14 protein-coding genes are annotated in these 18836 nt (G+C 30.7%); 12 read left to right on the top strand and 2 right to left on the bottom strand.

Annotated features, from left to right (window positions below; all coding sequences use genetic code 11):
- From ACIQ06_RS00690 to polA, 4 genes are all read left to right on the top strand, one after another.
- Nucleotides 1–321: a hypothetical protein gene (locus ACIQ06_RS00690; protein ID WP_396142977.1), complete on the top strand. Its 321-nt coding sequence runs from the start codon at nt 1–3 to the stop codon at nt 319–321.
- A 105-nt stretch (nt 322–426) separates the two neighbouring features.
- On the top strand, nt 427–1185 hold the full coding sequence (locus tag ACIQ06_RS00685) for a LytR/AlgR family response regulator transcription factor (RefSeq protein ID WP_396142975.1): 759 nt from the start codon (nt 427–429) through the stop codon (nt 1183–1185).
- Nucleotides 1186–3309 carry a tetratricopeptide repeat protein gene (locus ACIQ06_RS00680; RefSeq protein WP_396142973.1) on the top strand — a complete coding sequence of 708 codons (2124 nt, stop codon included), beginning with the start codon at nt 1186–1188 and terminating at the stop codon, nt 3307–3309.
- A 228-nt stretch (nt 3310–3537) separates the two neighbouring features.
- The gene (gene polA, locus ACIQ06_RS00675; protein ID WP_396142971.1) at nt 3538–6396 is read left to right on the top strand and encodes a DNA polymerase I; all 2859 of its coding nucleotides are present in this window, start codon (nt 3538–3540) and stop codon (nt 6394–6396) included.
- A 5-nt stretch (nt 6397–6401) separates the two neighbouring features.
- On the opposite strand, the gene ACIQ06_RS00670 is transcribed toward polA, so the two are convergent.
- Entirely contained in the window at nt 6402–8114 is a 1713-nt protein-coding gene (locus ACIQ06_RS00670) for a tail fiber domain-containing protein (RefSeq protein ID WP_396142968.1), read from the bottom strand.
- 393 nt (nt 8115–8507) lie between these two features.
- Between ACIQ06_RS00670 and ACIQ06_RS00665 the strand changes: the two genes are divergently transcribed.
- From ACIQ06_RS00665 to ACIQ06_RS00655, 3 genes are read left to right on the top strand one after another with little or no spacing between them, the layout of a single operon-like run.
- Nucleotides 8508–9407 (top strand): helix-turn-helix domain-containing protein, encoded by a 900-nt coding sequence (locus ACIQ06_RS00665; RefSeq protein WP_396142965.1) that lies wholly within the window; start codon nt 8508–8510, stop codon nt 9405–9407.
- A 59-nt stretch (nt 9408–9466) separates the two neighbouring features.
- Nucleotides 9467–10015 (top strand): hypothetical protein, encoded by a 549-nt coding sequence (locus tag ACIQ06_RS00660; protein ID WP_396142963.1) that lies wholly within the window; start codon nt 9467–9469, stop codon nt 10013–10015.
- A gap of 38 nt (nt 10016–10053) precedes the next feature.
- Nucleotides 10054–10794, top strand: a complete 741-nt coding sequence (locus tag ACIQ06_RS00655; RefSeq protein WP_396142960.1) for a nicotinamide mononucleotide transporter family protein — start codon at nt 10054–10056, stop codon at nt 10792–10794.
- Here the strand turns inward: ACIQ06_RS00655 and ACIQ06_RS00650 are convergent.
- The gene (locus ACIQ06_RS00650; protein WP_396142957.1) at nt 10781–11803 is read right to left on the bottom strand and encodes a LacI family DNA-binding transcriptional regulator; all 1023 of its coding nucleotides are present in this window, start codon (nt 11801–11803) and stop codon (nt 10781–10783) included. The genes ACIQ06_RS00655 and ACIQ06_RS00650 overlap by 14 nt on opposite strands.
- A gap of 278 nt (nt 11804–12081) precedes the next feature.
- Here ACIQ06_RS00650 and rplM point away from each other — a divergent pair, with 278 nt between their 5' ends.
- From rplM to ACIQ06_RS00625, 5 genes are all read left to right on the top strand, one after another.
- Entirely contained in the window at nt 12082–12537 is a 456-nt protein-coding gene (gene rplM / locus ACIQ06_RS00645; protein WP_298307779.1) for a 50S ribosomal protein L13, read from the top strand.
- Nucleotides 12537–12923: a 30S ribosomal protein S9 gene (rpsI, locus tag ACIQ06_RS00640; protein WP_298307776.1), complete on the top strand. Its 387-nt coding sequence runs from the start codon at nt 12537–12539 to the stop codon at nt 12921–12923. The genes rplM and rpsI overlap by 1 nt, the downstream gene beginning before the upstream one ends.
- A gap of 177 nt (nt 12924–13100) precedes the next feature.
- Nucleotides 13101–13916, top strand: a complete 816-nt coding sequence (gene rpsB, locus ACIQ06_RS00635; RefSeq protein WP_396142952.1) for a 30S ribosomal protein S2 — start codon at nt 13101–13103, stop codon at nt 13914–13916.
- Between the two features lie 143 nt (nt 13917–14059).
- Nucleotides 14060–14884, top strand: coding sequence for a translation elongation factor Ts (gene tsf / locus ACIQ06_RS00630; RefSeq protein WP_396142948.1), 825 nt, complete (start codon nt 14060–14062; stop codon nt 14882–14884).
- Between the two features lie 178 nt (nt 14885–15062).
- Complete coding sequence (locus tag ACIQ06_RS00625) at nt 15063–18821, top strand: TraB/GumN family protein (RefSeq protein ID WP_396142946.1); 3759 nt, start codon at nt 15063–15065, stop codon at nt 18819–18821.
- Nucleotides 18822–18836 lie beyond the last annotated feature (15 nt).

Below are 18836 nucleotides of genomic sequence, written 5' to 3'. Positions count from 1 at the left end.
ATGAAAAAAGTAATCCTAATCTTGTTCTTAGCGTTAAGTTTAATGTCTATGAACACAAATTCAAACCATTTGAGTCTGAATAATGAAATTACAATCACTGAAAAATTCGATATCAAAATAAAAAACGATACCGATAATGAAGTAAAAGTGATCAATGCAGGAAGCGGCGGAAGTTATAGTTTAACTAAAAACGCAACTACCACAATAAAAATGGAAGAAGGCGATAAATTGCACTATTATGAGAAAGGCAAAAAAGGAAATCTAATTCTAACAGCAACAAAAGAAATGCATGGAAAAGTGCAATTATTGAGTAAGTTATAAAATAAGTAAGTAGTTTTTTTAAGAAAACACCGCTCAACAGATTAATTTTTGTTGGCGGTTTTTCGATTGAAATAAATTCTTAAATTGTCAAACCAAAACCAACCAATGAACACAATTAAAGCACTTATTGTAGATGATGAACTCAATGCCAGATCATTACTGCGAAATTTTATAGAAGATCATTGTCCAGAAATACAAATTATAGCTGATGCTGAAGACGTAAAATCGGCAGTGAAAATCATTAATAAAAATCAAATTGATTTGGTCTTTCTAGATGTTGAAATGCCTAATGAAAATGGTTTTGCGCTGTTCGATTACTTCAACAAACCCACTTTTGAAACTATTTTTTGCACAGCCTATTCAGAATATGCCATCAAAGCTTTCGAAGTTTCGGCAGTAGATTATATTCTTAAACCAATTGGAATTTCAAAATTAAAAGAAGCAGTAGAAAAAGTATCTGAAAAACTTAAAAGAAATCTTCAACCCAACACAATGGATGTGCTGAAGGAAAATTTATTAGAAAATAAAATCAAGAAAATTGGTATTCACATTGGTGACGGCATTGTTTTTATGGACTTAAACGATATTCTATATTTTGAAGCCGATGGTTCTTACACCACAATTCATCATAAAAACGGAAAAGATTTGGCGGTAAAAAAAATCAAACATTTTGAAGATTTACTTACATCAGACACTCGTTTTTTTAGAATTCACCGTTCTTATTTTGTCAACATTACTTTGATCAAAAAATACAGCAAAAAAGACGGACTATCAGTAACTTATGATGATAAAATTTTGCTTCCTATTTCAAGAGAGAAGAAAGAAGAATTTGAAGAATTTATGCAATTAAATAACATTTTATAAATGCGTTTAAAAAAAATAGTATTCTTGAATCTAATTGTTTTGGGCAACTTTATTTTTGCTCAAAATACTAATGACTTAAAATCGAAACTTGATAATTACAAAAAAAGTGACACCACAAGATGTTATTTACTAGACCAAAATATTGAAGCGGAAAACGACCATAATATTTGGATAAAATACAATCAAGAATTAAAGAAAATAGCTCAAGAAAAAAGCAAATCAGAAAGTAATCCTGTTTTAAAGAAAACTTATACTAAGTACTTAAGCATTGCTTTTAACAACGAAGGCGCATTTTATATTTATAACGAAGAGTTTGAAAAAGCAATTCAATTCTATAGAAAATCATTAGAAATTACTACCAAAATAAATTATGATTACGGTAGCGCTTTAGCTCTTCAAAATATTGGAACTGCATTTGACTATTTAGGAAAATTAGACAGTACTTTGGTTTATATGCAGAAAGCTTATCACTTTGCAAAACGATCTAAAAATCAATCCAACTTGGCTTATATTTTAACCGATTTAGGATTTACACACAACAACTTAGGAAACAATGCTCTTGCCATAAAATACAACCTTGAAGCGTTACCATTATTCGAAAAAATGAATGATTTAGATGGTTTAGAACGCACCTATTTTGCATTAGGAAGAATTTTTGACAATCAAAACGATTACAAAACAAGTACTCTATATTATGAAAAATGCTTGCAAATTGATAAAAAAACCAACAATAACGAACGTTTAATTTTAGTTTTAAATAGTTTAGCATCAGCAAATATTAAAAGAAAAGAATTAAATAGTGCTTTACAATTTAACAATCAAGCTTTTGAACTTGCATCAAAATTAAATAATGTTGACCGTATTGCTGTTTGCTTTAAAATTTATGGAGACATCTATTTTGAAAGACAAAATTTCTCTGAAGCAAATAATAACTATGTTAAAGCTTATGAAATTTTTAAAAAACTAAACAGTGATGTTTATATTTCAAAAATCGCAATCAAAATTGCAACCTCCTACTACAAATTAAACCAACTTGACAAAGCAAAAGAATATGGTTTATTAGGTTACAATTTAACAAAAAAAACCAATTACACTTCCGACGAAAAAGATGCAGCTGAGATTTTAAGTGATATTTATTCCAAACAAAACGATTATAAAAACGCTTTCAATTTCAAAAAAATAGCTGCTGATATTGGTGAAAAAATCTATTTTGATGAAAGTAAAGACATTGCGTTAAAAGCAACTTACCAGTACGAAACCGAAAAAAAAGAAGCTAAAATCAAAGAATTAAACCAGAAAAAGAAAATAGCCGAGCTTCAATCCAACAAGAAAACTATTCTTATCAACAGTTTCATTATCTCCTTTTTAGCTTTAGCCATTTTAGCCTATTTCTTATTCTTTAGATTTAAAGAAAAAAAGAAAAATGAACTACTTGAAACCAAACTTGCCGAAGCCGAAAAACTCCTTGAAGCCGAAAAGAAAGCCACAGACAGCGAACTCAAAGCTTTGAAAAGTCAAATGAATCCGCATTTTATTTTTAATGCGCTCAACAGTATTCAAGAACAATTTATGTATGGCGACAAACTGAAAGGCAACGAACAACTGAGCAATTTTACCTATTTAACGCGTCAAATTTTAGAAGTTTCTGGCAAAAAACAAATCACAATTGCAACCGAAATTGATATTTTAACAAAATATCTCGATTTAGAAAAAATGCGCTTCGCAAAAGATTTTGAATACACCATTTCAACTTCCGATACCATTGATGAAGATTATCATAAATTACCGCCAATGTTACTGCAACCTTTTATAGAAAACAGTATCAAACACGGATTGATGCACAAAAACGGATTGAAAACAATTAGCATAGATTTTGACTTAGATGAAAATGAAGAATACATAGTTTGCACCATCATCGACAACGGAATTGGAAGAACAAAATCGGCTGAAATCAAAGCTAAAAACCAAAGTAAACATCGATCGTTTTCAACAGAATCAATTGCACAACGATTAGAATTACTAAATGAAAACCATTCTATAAAGCAATTAATTACCTATTCCGATGAATTAGAAAACAATGAAATTGTTGGAACAAAAGTTGTTGTTAATATTCCTTTAGGATAATTACAAACAAACTATATTGTAAACATTCAATCCTAATATTACAATTGTTGCAATTGCTAACAACATCATTTTCAAATTAATTTTCTTTATAAGTACTGACATAATTTCTATTTTTTCTGTAAAAGAAAGCTTTTGCAAACAATGTGCTTTAACAAAATTTACGAAAGGTAAAATTTACTTCACGAAATGAGGATTTGTTTATTATTTTTACACTCTAATTATAATAAAATGTCACAAAAACGCCTTTACCTTCTAGACGCATACGCACTAATATTTCGCGGTTATTTTGCCTTTATAAAAAACCCAAGAATCAATTCTAAAGGAATGGATACTTCGGCCATTATGGGATTTATGAATGCCTTGATGGACGTTATCAAACGTGAAAAACCCGACCATTTAGCCGTAGCATTTGACAAAGGCGGAAGTACGTATCGTTACGAAATGTACCAAGAATACAAAGCACATCGTGACGAAACTCCAGAAGCTATTAAAATTGCTGTTCCTTATATTCAAGAACTATTGAAAGCGATGCATATTCCAATTATTGAAGTGGCAGGTTTTGAAGCTGATGATTTAATTGGAACACTAGCAAAACAGGCAGAAAAAGAAGATTACAAAGTTTTTATGGTCACGCCAGATAAGGATTTTGCTCAATTGGTTTCCGAAAATATTTTCATGTACAAACCTGCGCGAATGGGTAATGACATTGAAATTTGGGGAATTCCAGAAGTGTTAGAAAAATTTGAAATCGAAAGACCAGAACAAGTAATAGATTTCTTAGGAATGATGGGCGATGCAGCCGATAATATTCCGGGATTGCCTGGCGTTGGAGAAAAAACAGCTAAGAAATTCTTGAAAGAATATGGTTCTATGGAAAATCTTTTAGCAAACACACATCAACTAAAAGGTGCGATTAAAGATAAAATTGAAGCCAATGCCGAATTAGGATTATTGTCTAAAAAACTAGCCACTATCCTACTCGATTGTCCGGTTGAATTTAATGCCGAAGATTTTGAACTTTCAAAACCTGATGTTGAAAAAACTGATGCGTTGTTCAACGAATTGGAATTCCGTCAAATGAAAGCACAATTCGATAAATATTTTGGAACTGGAAAAGAATACGACGAAATTGATACGAATGGAAATGGAACTTCAAGTGATACTCCACAACCAGCAAAAAAAGTTCCAGCAAAAAAATCTAACGAAGATCAATTTGATTTGTTCGGATTTTCAGATGAAGAAAGTGATGATGCAAAACCAAATTCGTTTTACGCAACTTTAGAAAACACCAGTCATAATTATACCATAATTCAAGGTGAATTGGGTACAAAATTGTTTTTACAAAATTTACTCAATCAAACTTCGGTATGTTTTGACACCGAAACCACCGGAATTGATGCCTTGAATGCTGAACTAGTTGGAATGTCGTTTTCTTGGCAAAAAGGCGAGGCGTTTTATATTCCGTTTCCTGAAAATCAAGAAGAAGCTCAGGTTTTAGTCGATAAATTCAAACCATTTTTTGAAAATGAAACCATCGAAAAAATTGGTCAGAATATAAAATATGATTTGAAAATTCTTTCTAATTATGGAGTTCAAATCAAAGGGAAATTATTTGATACAATGATTGCGCATTATTTGATTAATCCTGATATGCGCCACAATATGGATGTTTTATCGGAAACGTATTTGAAATATTCGCCAAAATCAATTGAAGATTTAATTGGAAAAAAAGGTAAAAATCAAAAATCGATGCGCGATGTTGCTTTGGAAGAAATCAAAGAATACGCTGCCGAAGATGCCGATGTTACGTATCAATTGAAACAAAATTTCAGTCCGATTTTAGACAAAGCTGAAACCAAAAAGTTATTTGACGAAATCGAAATTCCGTTGATTCCTGTTTTGGCTGCAATGGAATTGGAAGGAATTAATCTTGATGTTCCGTTCTTGAAAGAAATGTCGGTTGAAATGGCAAAAGAAAGTTCAGAATTGGAACAAAAAATATATGAAACCGCTGGTGAAAAATTCAATTTGGCTTCACCTAAACAATTGGGTGACGTTTTATTTGACAAAATGAAAATTGGCGGAGCAAAACAAAAGAAAACCAAAACCGGTCAATACGCAACTGGTGAAGAAATTTTAAGCTATTTAGCCAATGATAATCCAATTGTGAAAGATATTCTCGACTGGCGTCAAATGGTGAAATTGCAAAGTACTTACATCGATGCGTTACCAAATCAAGTCGATAAAAAAACAGGTCGCGTGCACACCGATTACATGCAAACCGTTGCAGCAACTGGACGTTTGAGTTCGAATAATCCGAACTTGCAAAATATTCCAATTCGTACCGAAAGAGGACGATTAATCAGAAAAGCATTTATTGCTCGTAATGAAAATTACACCTTATTATCTGCCGATTATTCTCAGATAGAACTTCGAATTATCGCAGCGCTTTCTGGTGAAGAAAATATGATTAAAGCATTCCAAAATAATGAAGATATTCACCGAAGTACAGCTGCAAAGGTATTCAATGTGCCTTTAGAAGAAGTTACAAAAGAACAACGTAGTAATGCCAAAACGGTAAACTTCGGAATTATATATGGTGTTTCTGCATTCGGACTTTCAAATCAAACATCGCTTTCAAGAAAAGAAAGTGCTGAGTTAATTGATGCTTATTATGCAACTTATCCAAAACTAAAATCCTACATGAGCAATCAAGTAGATTTTGCAAGAGAAAACGGTTATGTACAAACAGTTTTAGGAAGAAGACGTTATTTAAAAGACATCAATTCGGCAAACATGATGGTAAAAAGTGGCGCAGAACGAAATGCTGTAAACGCACCAATTCAAGGTTCAGCAGCTGATATTATCAAAATTGCGATGATTAATATTCATAAGAAATTAACTTCTGAGAATTGGAAATCAAAAATGTTACTTCAGGTTCATGACGAACTTGTATTTGACGTTCACAACTCTGAATTAGAAAAAATCAAACCAATGATTAAACACGAAATGGAAAACGCCTTCAAAATGGATGTTCCGTTAGATGTTGAAATTGGTGTTGGGAAAAATTGGTTGGAAGCACATTAATCATCCTATTTTTTTTCTAGCAACTTCAATAACATTTCATTTTGCTTTTTTAGTTCTTCTACAGTAACTTTTAAAGATTCTATTTGTTCTTGTTGCTCTTGAATTGCTTTTACTATCACTGGTGTAATTTCAGCGTATCTTACACCTAAATTTTCATTTTGTTTTCTTTCAAAATTCCCTTCCTCATCTTTCGGATACCAAGAGTGTGTTTCTACAACTTCGGGTAAAACATCTAATAATTGTTGTGCCGAAAAACCCAATTTAGTTTCTTGAAATTGATCGGGAATTGCAGTTTTACCAATACTATTACTTTTCCATTTGTATGAAATAGGATTCAATTGCAGCACTTCTTTCAAACCATATTTTAAATCAACAACTTCTTTTTTAAGTTTCATATCTGAGGTTTGGATAGTACCATTTGAAGCCCAAACAGCAGTCCATCTTTTTGAAGAACCACCCAAACGAGTATCATTATCTACTAATGGATTTAAGCTAGATGCTTCCAATAATAGTTCATCCAAACCATCTACAATATATTCAATTGAACCAGTTGCCATAGCTGAGCCGCCAGCTGCGCCTTTATAAAAACCAAGAGCAAAATCACGAGTATAAGTATCACCTCCAGAATCAACAAAAGTCAAACCATCGTCTCCATCGACTAGAGTTGAACCACCACCAAAATTAATATAATCATCATCAAAATTAGTTTCCATAATAACTCTATTGGTGCCATTAAATTTGATTTGCCCAGGAAAAGCTGCTGAAGTACTACTATTAAAGTTTAAATCATATGAGTCTAAATTCAAAGTCGTAGCTTGTGTCAAGGTTCCTCCTAATCTAACTGTTCCTGAAGTATTTGTTAATCCATTAGTGAAGGTATAGGTACCACTTCCACTTGGCAATGTAACTGAGTTTCCGTTTGAAATTGACAACGTATTTCCAGCTATACTTAAAGTTTGGCTATCTGTTCCAGAACCTCCAGAAGCTGTTTGCCAGTATCCATTTCCATTAGCATCCGAAGTAAGAACTTTTCCTGCGCCTTGAGTACCATCTTCTAATCGAAAAGTGAAGTTTCCACCTGTTGGTGCACTTGTTTCTGTTACTAGAACATTATCTATTGAAGCTCCATAATCAAAATCGCCTATATACTCAAATCGTAAAGAATAACTATTTCCTGCAACAACAGTAGCAGAACCAGAATAATTAGTATTTGCATCTGTTGTAAGCAAACCAACTAAATTAGCACCAACTTGTGTACTAGTTGTATTGTTATATAAATAAGCTCTAAATGTATCTCCTGTAGCACCAAAATTATTGTAACGATAGCTAAATGAGATAGTAACAGTAGTTGATGTAGGTGCTGATGTAAAATCAATTCGAGCTGTAGCATTTTGCAAACAACCTGTTTCATCTGAATAAATATATAACCATCCACCTGTACAAGAAGTACAATTGGCATTTACATTCCCAGCTAAAGTACGTTCCCAACCATTTGTTGCAGGTGCTGCGCAACCACTCATTGCGTTGCTAGAATGCACCACAGTGTATGCAGAGTTAAAATTTTGATTTAACAAATTAACCGTTCCTCCTCCTGAAGGTAAAGTTGTTGATCCATACACATGCAATGTTGCTGTTGGTGAAGTAGTATTAACACCAACTTGCGAATATATATCAAAAGAACACAAAAATAAAATAACTAAAAAGAGTGAATTTTTCATAAAAATAAATTAAACCATAAATTTATCTATGTTTTTTTTTTACCATCAAAATAAAGCAATAAGAATGTATTGATTTCTATAATCGCTACAAAAAACTCAATTTTTGTGTAAAATCCTTGATGTATTCTTTTTTTTATATTTTTATAAAATAAAACATAAGGCATGAAAATTATATTATTAATGCTCCCAATTCTAATAACTCTTTTTTTGAGTATTAAGTTTTTCTTTGTTAAAAAAAATAGCACCATTTCCATCAAGATTTTAGGTGTGTTCTTTTTGTTTTTTTGCTTTGCTCTAATAGCTATCTTGTTTCAATATTTACAAGAATTTTATCCGTTCATTCAAAGTTATTTTTACTTAATTGAAATCACTTTTTATTTCATAATGTTATCCTTGCCGGTAATTATATACTTTTATATCTCATCCTTAACAGATAAAATAAAAAAATACAAAGAAATTAATGCTGTTTTACCACACTTTTTTATTCCATTACAATCTTTAATTTTTAATATTTATCCTTACATAACTTTAGATAATCAAGTAGATGAATCTTTGCGAAAAAACCTTGATTACACCAATTATTTTAGTTTGAAAGTTATATTTATTGCGCTCAATATTTATTATTTGACACATACTATCTTATTGTATATAAAACACCGAAAACAAATTAAAAACATTTTATCGTATGAAATTGGGATAAGTTTAAATTGGGTTTTGTTTTTCCTATTGGGATACCTATCATTTGTTGCTTGTTTTTTTATTCTAAATCCAGATTCATCTCCTTATGTAGTTTATTTACCATTTCTTTTGATTATGGTTTATACTTTTTTTCAACGAGATGCTCAAATTACGGTTGAACTAGAAAGTTCTGTTATTCAAAATACAAACATTACTATTGAAGTTGAAAATCAACAAAACAAGCAGACAAACTCAATTAATGATGAGAAAAGAGAAATTTTAAAAAATCAAATGGTTGACTACATTGAAAATGAAAAAGTTTTTTTACAAAAAGATTTAACTATTTATGATGTAGCAAAAGCACTCAATACAAATAATAATTACATTTCCAACATATTAAATAATTCACTTGATTGCAATTTTGTAACTTTTATTAACTCCTATAGAATTGAAGAAGCAAAAAAAATATTGATTTCTAAAGAATATTCTAATTATACCATTGAAGCAATTAGTGCAATTGTTGGATTTAATTCGAAATCTGCTTTTAATAATGCCTTCAAAAACAAAGTAGGAATAACACCCTCTGATTACATCAAACTAAATAGAATAGATTAAATTGAAATGTTTAATTTTTGTCATAGCGTTTATAATTTTCATTATTATAAAAAAATAAAATGAAGAAAATAATTCTCTTCCTCTTTTTTAGTTTGTCTAATTTGATTTACAGTCAAGTGGATGAAAAAATTCTGCATGATAATTTTATTACTTCTGTAAATGCTTGGAATGGTGAAGAGTACATTTATCTTTTAATTAATTTTAAAGATTTGAATAGTAATTTAATTAAAGAAATCTGTATTCAGAAGAGTGATTTAAGAGATGCTTTAGCCTATGAATATACTATTTCTAAAAATGAAGCTCACACAAAATTAGAAAATTATAAATCTCGATATTTTGAGTTTAAGAATATAGATGCAATTACTATTTTAAACAAATATTATTATTCTGAAAATGAAATCAATGAGTTTAAAAAAAATATAAATATTGATAAAATTGTTAACGATATAAAAACTAAAAAAAATTGGTTTTTAGATTTAGAAGATATGAATTTTAAAGAAAACTTGTATGCTCTTTTATTAACAAAAAGAGGTTTTATTATAAATATTACTTTTCAATGTTTTGGTCAAAGTGGATTGTGGTGTTTAAGTTGTCTCGAAAACAAGTAATCTTTTAAATTTATTTATCTTTGTCGAAATTTATTTGAATGTCAATACTTTCGCTTTCAGAAAAAACCATAAAAACCATAAAATCAATAACTAATAGTACCTATTTAGATATTATTGGATTGATAATCGTGATTACGGCTTCGATTGTTTTAGGCTATCACAATACCGAATACAAATTTACTTTTCAAGGTAAAAATTATGTTTTCTTTTTGGGTTACGTTTCTATCGTCAATACAGGATTATCAATGATTGGAAATCGATTAGTTACTAAAAAGAATAATATTGGAAACTTTCTTGCGACTTGCAATACATTTTTGAGTGGTTCAATTGATTATTTACTTGGAAATGTTGGTGCGATTTTAACTTATCCAGTAACTTTTATTGGAAATTATTTGGTTTTCAAAGCTTGGAAAAAAAGCACCGTTTTGCGTTCTATTGACTTTATATTTTATCGCAATTTAGTTCTTGGTTTTGTATTCTCTTTGGTTCTTAATTATATTGCTTTCAAATATCTTTCTGAAAAACCAATTGATTGGAGATTGTTTTTTGCTATAGCAATTCCTGCCGGAATAACCTTTGGTGCTACTTTCAACACTGCCAGAATGTATCCAGACAACTGGTTTATGTGGCAGTTTTACAACATCACCAAATTAGTTCAAAACATATTGCAAATGAATATAGCCAATACTGCTAAATATGTTTTTTACCTTTTCAACGCTATTATTGGTTACATCACTTGGAATGATGATAAGAAAAAAGGAACTATTAAATCTTCCTAGTCGATTCTCTTTGACGTAATTCCGTTTTTACAATTGTAGTTTTGTGACTGTAATTTTCCTCTTTGCTTTCTAATTTTTCTATTAGCATTTTAGTAGCCACTTCACCAATTTCTGGACCATGCTGACTTACTGTTGATAAACTTGGCGTTAATCTTCTAGACCAAACACCATCAGCAAAACCAATAATAGAAAGTTCATCTGGAATTTTCAATCCTTTTTTTATTCCTAGTTTCATTGCCATGACAGAAGCGTGTTCGTCTAATGCAAAAACAGCATCCACTTTATTTTTATCAAAGAAATTTGAAGATTTGGTATCAAAATCCTCTGCAGTTTCAGTTAAAATAACTAAATTTTCATTGATTTTAATTCCGTTATTTTCTAATGCTTTATAAAAACCTTTAGCGCGCAATTTTCCAACACTCAAATTATCAATAGACGAGAACAATGCAATTTTCTTGCATCCTGTTTTAATCAAATGTTCTGTTGCGTTTACCGCTGAATCTAAATCATCAACGATAACTTTATCACAATTTACTTCATCTGCAATTCTATCAAACATCACAATTGGCGTACCTTCGTTGATAATCGATTTGAAATGACCAAATTGTTGCAACTTTTGAGCTTCTTCCGAAATGGATAAAATAAATCCATCAATAGTACCATTACTCAACATTTCAAGCGCACTAATTTCTTTTTCAATCGATTCGTTAGAAATACATGTAATCACTTTATATCCTTTTTCATCGGCAACTTTTTCAATTCCGGTAAAAACCTTGGCAAAAAACTGATTTAGAATATTCGGAATAATTACACCAATAGTTTTGGTAGAACGATTTTTAAGGTTCAACCCAATAACATTTGGTTTGTAATTTTTCAATTTCGCATATTCTTGAACACGAATTTTTGTTGGTTCACTAATTTCCGGACTATCATTCAACGCCTTAGAAACTGTCGAAACAGATACTCCTAGTTCCTTAGCAATTTGTTTTAAAGTGGCTTTCGATTTCATCTTACATATATATAAGGTGTAAATTTAAGAAAATTATGGATAGTAGCGAATGGTTTGCGCATTTTTGTAATCCATTTTCCTGCTTTACGTTCCAATCTTGTCTAAAAAGACAAGGATTTCCACTTCAATCAGGGCTAATAAGCCATCAATTTGGATACTATAAATCGTTATAATTCAAAATAATAATTAAAAATCAAAATCCTTTTTGCATATATAATAAATAATTGTACTTTTGCACTCCCTTAATTGGGAATGGAATGTTTAATTAAAATAATATTATGGACGCATTAAGCTACAAAACAGTTTCTGCCAACAAAGCCACAGCTGAAAAACAGTGGATTGTTGTAGACGCTGAAGGTCATAACTTAGGTCGTTTTGCTTCAAAAGTCGCGATGCTTTTAAGAGGTAAATACAAGCCAAGTTATTCACCACACGTTGACTGTGGAGATAACGTAATTGTTATCAACGCAGAGAAAATTAATTTAACTGGAAACAAGTTAGATGACAAAACGTACATCAGACACACAGGTTATCCAGGAGGACAAAGAAGTTTAACTGCTAAAGTAATGCAACAAAAAAACCCTGCATTATTAGTAGAAAAAGCTGTAAAAGGAATGTTGCCTAAAAACAAATTAGGAGCACAATTATTCCGTAATTTAGATGTAAATGTTGGTACTGAGCACAAACATGGCGCTCAACAACCAAAAACCGTTAACCTTAACGACTTAAAGTAATGGGAGTTATTCACAAAATCGGTAGAAGAAAATGTGCAGTTGCACGTGTTTATGTTACTGAAGGTACAGGTAAAATCACTGTAAACAAAAAAGAATTTGCAACTTACTTCCCAACAGCTACTTTACAGTACAAAGTATTACAACCAATGTCTATGACAGAAAATGTAAACAACTTTGACGTAAAAGTAAATGTTTACGGTGGTGGTTCAACAGGACAAGCAGAAGCTGTAAGAATGGCTTTAGCAAGAGTAATGTGTGAAGTTGGCGAAGGAAACAGAGCTATCTTAAAACCAGAAGGATTACTTACAAGAGATCCAAGAATGGTAGAACGTAAAAAATTCGGTCAGAAAAAAGCGAGAAAGAGATTCCAATTCTCGAAACGTTAATATTCGATATTTATCAGAATATTTTTTCAGATACATTTTTACAATTAAAATTGAATTTAAAACAAAGTTGTCGATATTCCTTATAAAAAGGGAATTAGTTTAGCATCTAAATTTTCAAGACATACCGAAAGTGACTACTTGAAAATTGCTATAACACGGAACGTAAACTATTACACAATGGCAAACAAAATTGACGTTAAAGAATTATTAGAAGCAGGTGTTCACTTCGGACACATGACTCGTAAATGGGATCCAAACATGGCTCCTTACATTTATATGGAGCGTAATGGTATTCATATCATTAACCTATATAAAACTGCTGCAAAAATTGAAGAAGCTGGTGAAGCTATGAAAAAAATTGCAGCATCTGGTAGAAAAATACTTTTCGTAGCTACCAAAAAACAAGCAAAAGATATCGTTTCAGAAAAAGCATTGGCTTGTAACATGCCTTACATCACAGAAAGATGGCCTGGTGGTATGTTAACAAACTTCGTTACTATCCGTAAAGCTGTTAAAAAAATGGCAACAATCGATAGAATGAAAAAAGACGGAACATTCATGACGCTTTCTAAAAAAGAAAGACTTCAAGTTGATCGTCTTCGTGCGAAATTAGAGAAAAACTTAGGTTCTATCGCTGACATGTCTAGATTACCTGCTGCACTTTTCGTAGTAGATATCAAAGCTGAACACATCGCAATCAAAGAAGCACAAAAATTAAACATTCCAGTTTTCGCAATGGTTGATACAAACTCTGACCCACGTGAGGTAGATTATGTTATTCCAGCAAATGATGATGCTTCTAAATCAATTGACAAAATTTTAACTTTAGTTACTGACGCAGTTAAAGACGGATTAGCAAACAGAACTTCTGATAAAGAAGCTGATGATGCTACTGAAGTAGAAACTGTTGAAGAAGTTGCTGCTCCAGAAGCTGCTGTTGTTGAAACTGCTGCTCCAGAAGTAGAAGCTACTGAAACAAGTACTGAAGAATAAAACACAGAAAATTCCAAAATATAAATTCCAAATTCCAAGAAATTATCAATTATTTGATGATTTATTAAAATTGGAGTTTGGGATTTGTAAATTGGAATTTCTTTTTTTACACAAATTATTTTTAATCTTAAAATAAAAACAAAATGGCAACAATTACTGCTGCAGACGTAAATAAATTAAGAACAATCACAGGTGCAGGTATGATGGACTGCAAAAAAGCATTAGTAGAAGCTGATGGAGATTTTGATTTAGCAATCGAAAACCTTAGAAAAAAAGGTCAAAAAGTGGCTGCTAACAGATCAGACAGAGAATCTACTGAAGGAGCTGCAATCGCAGTTGTTAATGCTGACAAAACTTCTGGTGTTGTTATCACATTAAATTGCGAAACTGACTTCGTTGGAAAAAATGAAGGTTTCGTAAAATTAGCTACAGATTTAGCTAACCAAGCATTAAACTATGATACTAAAGAAGCATTTTTAGCTTCAGATTTTAATGGTATCACTGTTGCTGACAAATTAATTGAGCAAACTGGTGTTATTGGAGAAAAAATTGAAATCGCTTCTTTCGAAAGATTAAGTGGTGCTTTCGTTGGTTCATACATTCACGCTGGAAACAAAATTGCTGTTTTAACTGCATTATCTGCTAATGTTGAAGGTGCTGAAGAAGCTGCAAGAAACGTAGCAATGCAAGCTGCTGCAATGAATCCAATTGCTTTAGATGAAGCTGGTGTTGATGCATCAATCATTGAAAAAGAAATTGAAATCGCTAAAGATCAATTACGTCAAGAAGGAAAACCAGAAGCTATGTTAGACAATATCGCTAAAGGTAAAATCCAACGTTTCTACAAAGACAACACTTTAGTAAACCAAGATTATATTAAAGATGGTTCTATGAGCGTTGCTTCTTACATTAAATCTGTTGACGGTGGTTTAACTGTTACAGGTTTCAGAAGAGTTGCTTTAGGATAAATATAAAGTACGATTTACGAAGTACGAAGTACAAAGTAATTCAAACAATATAAACCTCGGTTCTTAATTGAATCGAGGTTTTTTTATTTTATTTATCTTCACAAAAAATATATGAAAAATTTAGCCGTTATATTGAAATGACTATTTTCTAATTATATTTGTTTAAAAATCACACACTTTGAAAAAGATATTCGCTGCCTTCTTATTATTATTGAGTTTTACTTCTATTGCTCAAACTGAAAAAACTTTGCTTTGGGAAATTTCCGGAAACGGCTTAGCTAAAAAGTCTTATTTATATGGTACCATGCATGTAAATGAAAAGATTTCTTATCACCTTTCAGACGCTTTTTATAAACATTTGCTAGAAGCCGATATCGTGAGTAACGAAAGCAATCCTGAAAGTTGGGAAGTACTATTTGATTTGTTGACCAACCAAGAAAATGAGAACTCACAAAAACTTTATAGTCGTTTCAATCTTGCGCCATTAAAAAAAGAAGCATTGTATCCATTGTTTTCTAATGTAAATATCTACAACACGATGACTTCTGGAAACAACAGCGAACAAGCTGACTTTCAAGAAAACACCGTTCTTGATATGTTTATACACCAAACTGGTAAAAAATATAACAAAAAAGTAACTGGTCTAGAAGATGCACAGGAGTCATTTCTTAAAGTGATGAAAATGCAAAACGACATGGAAGAGCCAAAAGAAGAAGTGAGAATGGCTTTAATGAAAATATTAAAAAACAGAAACTTCCAAACGGTATCTAATGATTTTTATAGAGAGAAAGACATCGTAATGCTAGACTCTATTTATAAATTGATTTACTCTAAAAAATCGCATAACATTTTAATTACAGAACGAAATGTTACTATGGCAAACAGCATTGATTCAATTGCTAAAACCGGAAGTTTATTTGCTGCTGTTGGTGCTGCGCATTTAGCAGGAAAAGAGGGTGTTTTACAACTTTTAATCAAAAAAGGATATACTGTAAAACCAATAATAGATGTACTTACAACTGTTGGAGAAAAACAGAAAAAAACAATTGAAGAGTATTTTCCAAATCCAGTATTGAATCCTTTTACTACTAAAGATGGAATGCTAAAAATGCCTTTGTTTAAAAATCCGAGAACTATAAACGAAGTAACAGCTTGTATTGATTTGACAAATGGTGGCTCTGTAAACATAAACAGAATACCATTGAATTATTTTTTAAAGAAAAAAGATGACACATTCAATCCAAAAGCATTAGACAGTCTTTTCTTTGAGAATATTGCAGGAACTATCATTGAAAAAAAGTTTTTTGAAACAGAAAACTACAAAGGATACGACATAAAAAACAAAACAAAATCTGGCAATGCACAACGCTACAGATATTACATTACACCTTTAGAAATTATTGCTGTTTCAATGACAGGTACAGGTGACTATGTAAGACAATATGAAAACCAACTATTTGACAAAATTGAAATTAAAAATCTACAAAGCTCTTGGGATAGTTTTACTCCGTTAAAAGGTGGCTTTAGTGTAAAAATACCTTCTTACAGCGTCATACATGGTAATGAAGTTGATAAAATTGATAACGATATCACAATTCAATCTTTTGATAAATCTGAAAATGCTTTTTATTTTTTAACCGAAGAATCGTTTAACGGAACTGCAGAACTTGAAAATACTGCCTATGAACACAAACAAATACAAGCAGAATTTTACATGCAAAATGAGTTGGACGATGTAACACACAACACTTCAACAAACGAATCATCGACAAAGATTGGTGAGAAAAAAATTAGACTAAAAACCTTTATTAAAGGTAACAAATATTTCCTTCTTGGAACTGTAAATGCCTCAGACAAAAACACAGATAATTACTTCCAATCATTTGATTTTACTAAAAATGGTCGAATTGTAATTAATAAAGTTTATAACGATACTGTAAACGATTTTAAAGTTGAGATTCCAGAAAAAATCAATAAAAAAACATTTTTGAATTTTGAAGATTATGAATTTAAAACTAAAAACTCCTTTTTATCAAGAAACAAAAATTATACTTTCTATGCAGACAATGGCAGAGATATAGATTTAGAATACAATAAATTTCACAAATATGAGTCTTTTGAAAATTTAGATTCCTTAAAAAATTATTTTTTTAGGGACTATTCCAAAGATTATAAATCATTTATGGATTCACATGGTAGATTTCAAAATTTCGAGGAAAATTATGAAGAAGACTATGATGAAGACTATGATTATCAATCTAATGAATCTTTGATTTATAATTTTATTTATAAAAAGGGGTTTTCCTATTCAAAGTGGTTTGATTTAGTAGAAAAAAATGATGAGAAATATGAATTTCTTTCAAAATCATACAATTTCAATAAGGAAGATAATACACATATTTTTGAAGCCGTTGTATCAAAGTCAAATGCAACTCAAGCAATAAAATATAAAACTTTTGTAAAAGGAAATGCCTACTATAAAATGCAAACTTTAATTGAGAGAGATTATAAAAATGATGATGCCTTTATAGAAAAAACATTTAGCTCCTTAGAACCCACTTCTAAAGACACCACTTCCATTTTTGAAGATAAATTTGATTTGTTTTTAAATGATGTAAATAGTAAAAAAGACACTATCCGATTCTCAGCGATGGAATCTATTGATGAATTAAAAATTGCCGATAAAGATTTTGATGCTGTTACTAACTTCATAGACACATTCAAGTTTAAAGAATCTGAAAAAGAAGCACCTTCAAGTTTATTGATGCGAATTGGTGCTTTAAAGAATCCTAAAACAATTCCGTATTTGGAAGCAAAATATAAAGATGAAAAAACAAAAACCAATACTCAAATTGAAATTTTAAAAGCTTTAACTCGTCAAAAATCAAAAGCGGCTTATCAGAAAATAATTGAATTATTAGAATACGATTTACCGATAACCGACAAGCAATATGATATAACAAGCTTGTTTAGTCTGTTTGATTTAGATTTAGAAAACAGCAAAGAATTGTTTCCGAAAATATTCCAATTTTATAGCATTAAGGAATACAACAAACCTACATTAAATTTATGTAACTCATTGTTTGACAAAAATTTAATTTCTCCAAAGAAAATCAGTTCTTTCAAGAAAATGGTTTTAACCAATGCCAAGTTAGAATACAAAAGAGTCGTAAGCTGGAAAGAAAAAAACATCAAACCAGAAGAAGAAATGGATTTAGCAGATGATATCTCTTATGAAACTGCTGTTGATACTACAGTTGCAGTTGCAATTGATGGAGATGAAGAAGATTACAATTCAGAGGAAACTTCAGCTCCTGTTGATGATTTGATAAACTATATTGATTTATTATACAATTTTCAATCAGACAAAGACACAGAGGCTTTATTTCAGAAAATAAAAGGATTGGATATACCAGAATTAAATGTTGAATTATTGCGTTTGGGTGTTGTAAACGATAAAATTAGCAAAGAGGAAATTTTATCAACATTAGAAAATGAAAAGACAAAATTTGCTACAATTCTGTTATTACATTACAAAGACAAATTCAATTTGCTGCCAACGCTAACAGAAGATGAAATTGTTGAATCTGCCATTTTAAGTTTTGAAAATCTTAAAACCAAGGATTCTATTGAATTTATTGAAAAACGAATTGAAACAAAAAACAACAAAGAAATTACTCTTTATTTTTATAAATTCAACAAAACAAGTAGTTATCGAAAAATTAAAAACACCTATATCTACACGATTGCTTTTTTAAGTGAAAAAGGAAAAATCAATCCTTTAGCTTACAAAATTTATGATAAAAAGAAGCTTGAAGACGATGATGATATTACAAAACGCATCAATGCGATTACAAATAAAGCCTTAAATGAAGAGCACAGAAGGGCAACATTTGAAAAAAACATCGATCGTATGAATTTTAATTTGTATGATTAATACTAAACTTCAAAA

Source organism: Flavobacterium sp. (genome assembly GCF_044341265.1).
Classification (GTDB): Bacteria; Bacteroidota; Bacteroidia; order Flavobacteriales; family Flavobacteriaceae; genus Flavobacterium.
The sequence above is the reverse complement of the archived record's forward strand: the minus strand, read 5'-3'. Positions and strand labels throughout refer to the sequence as shown.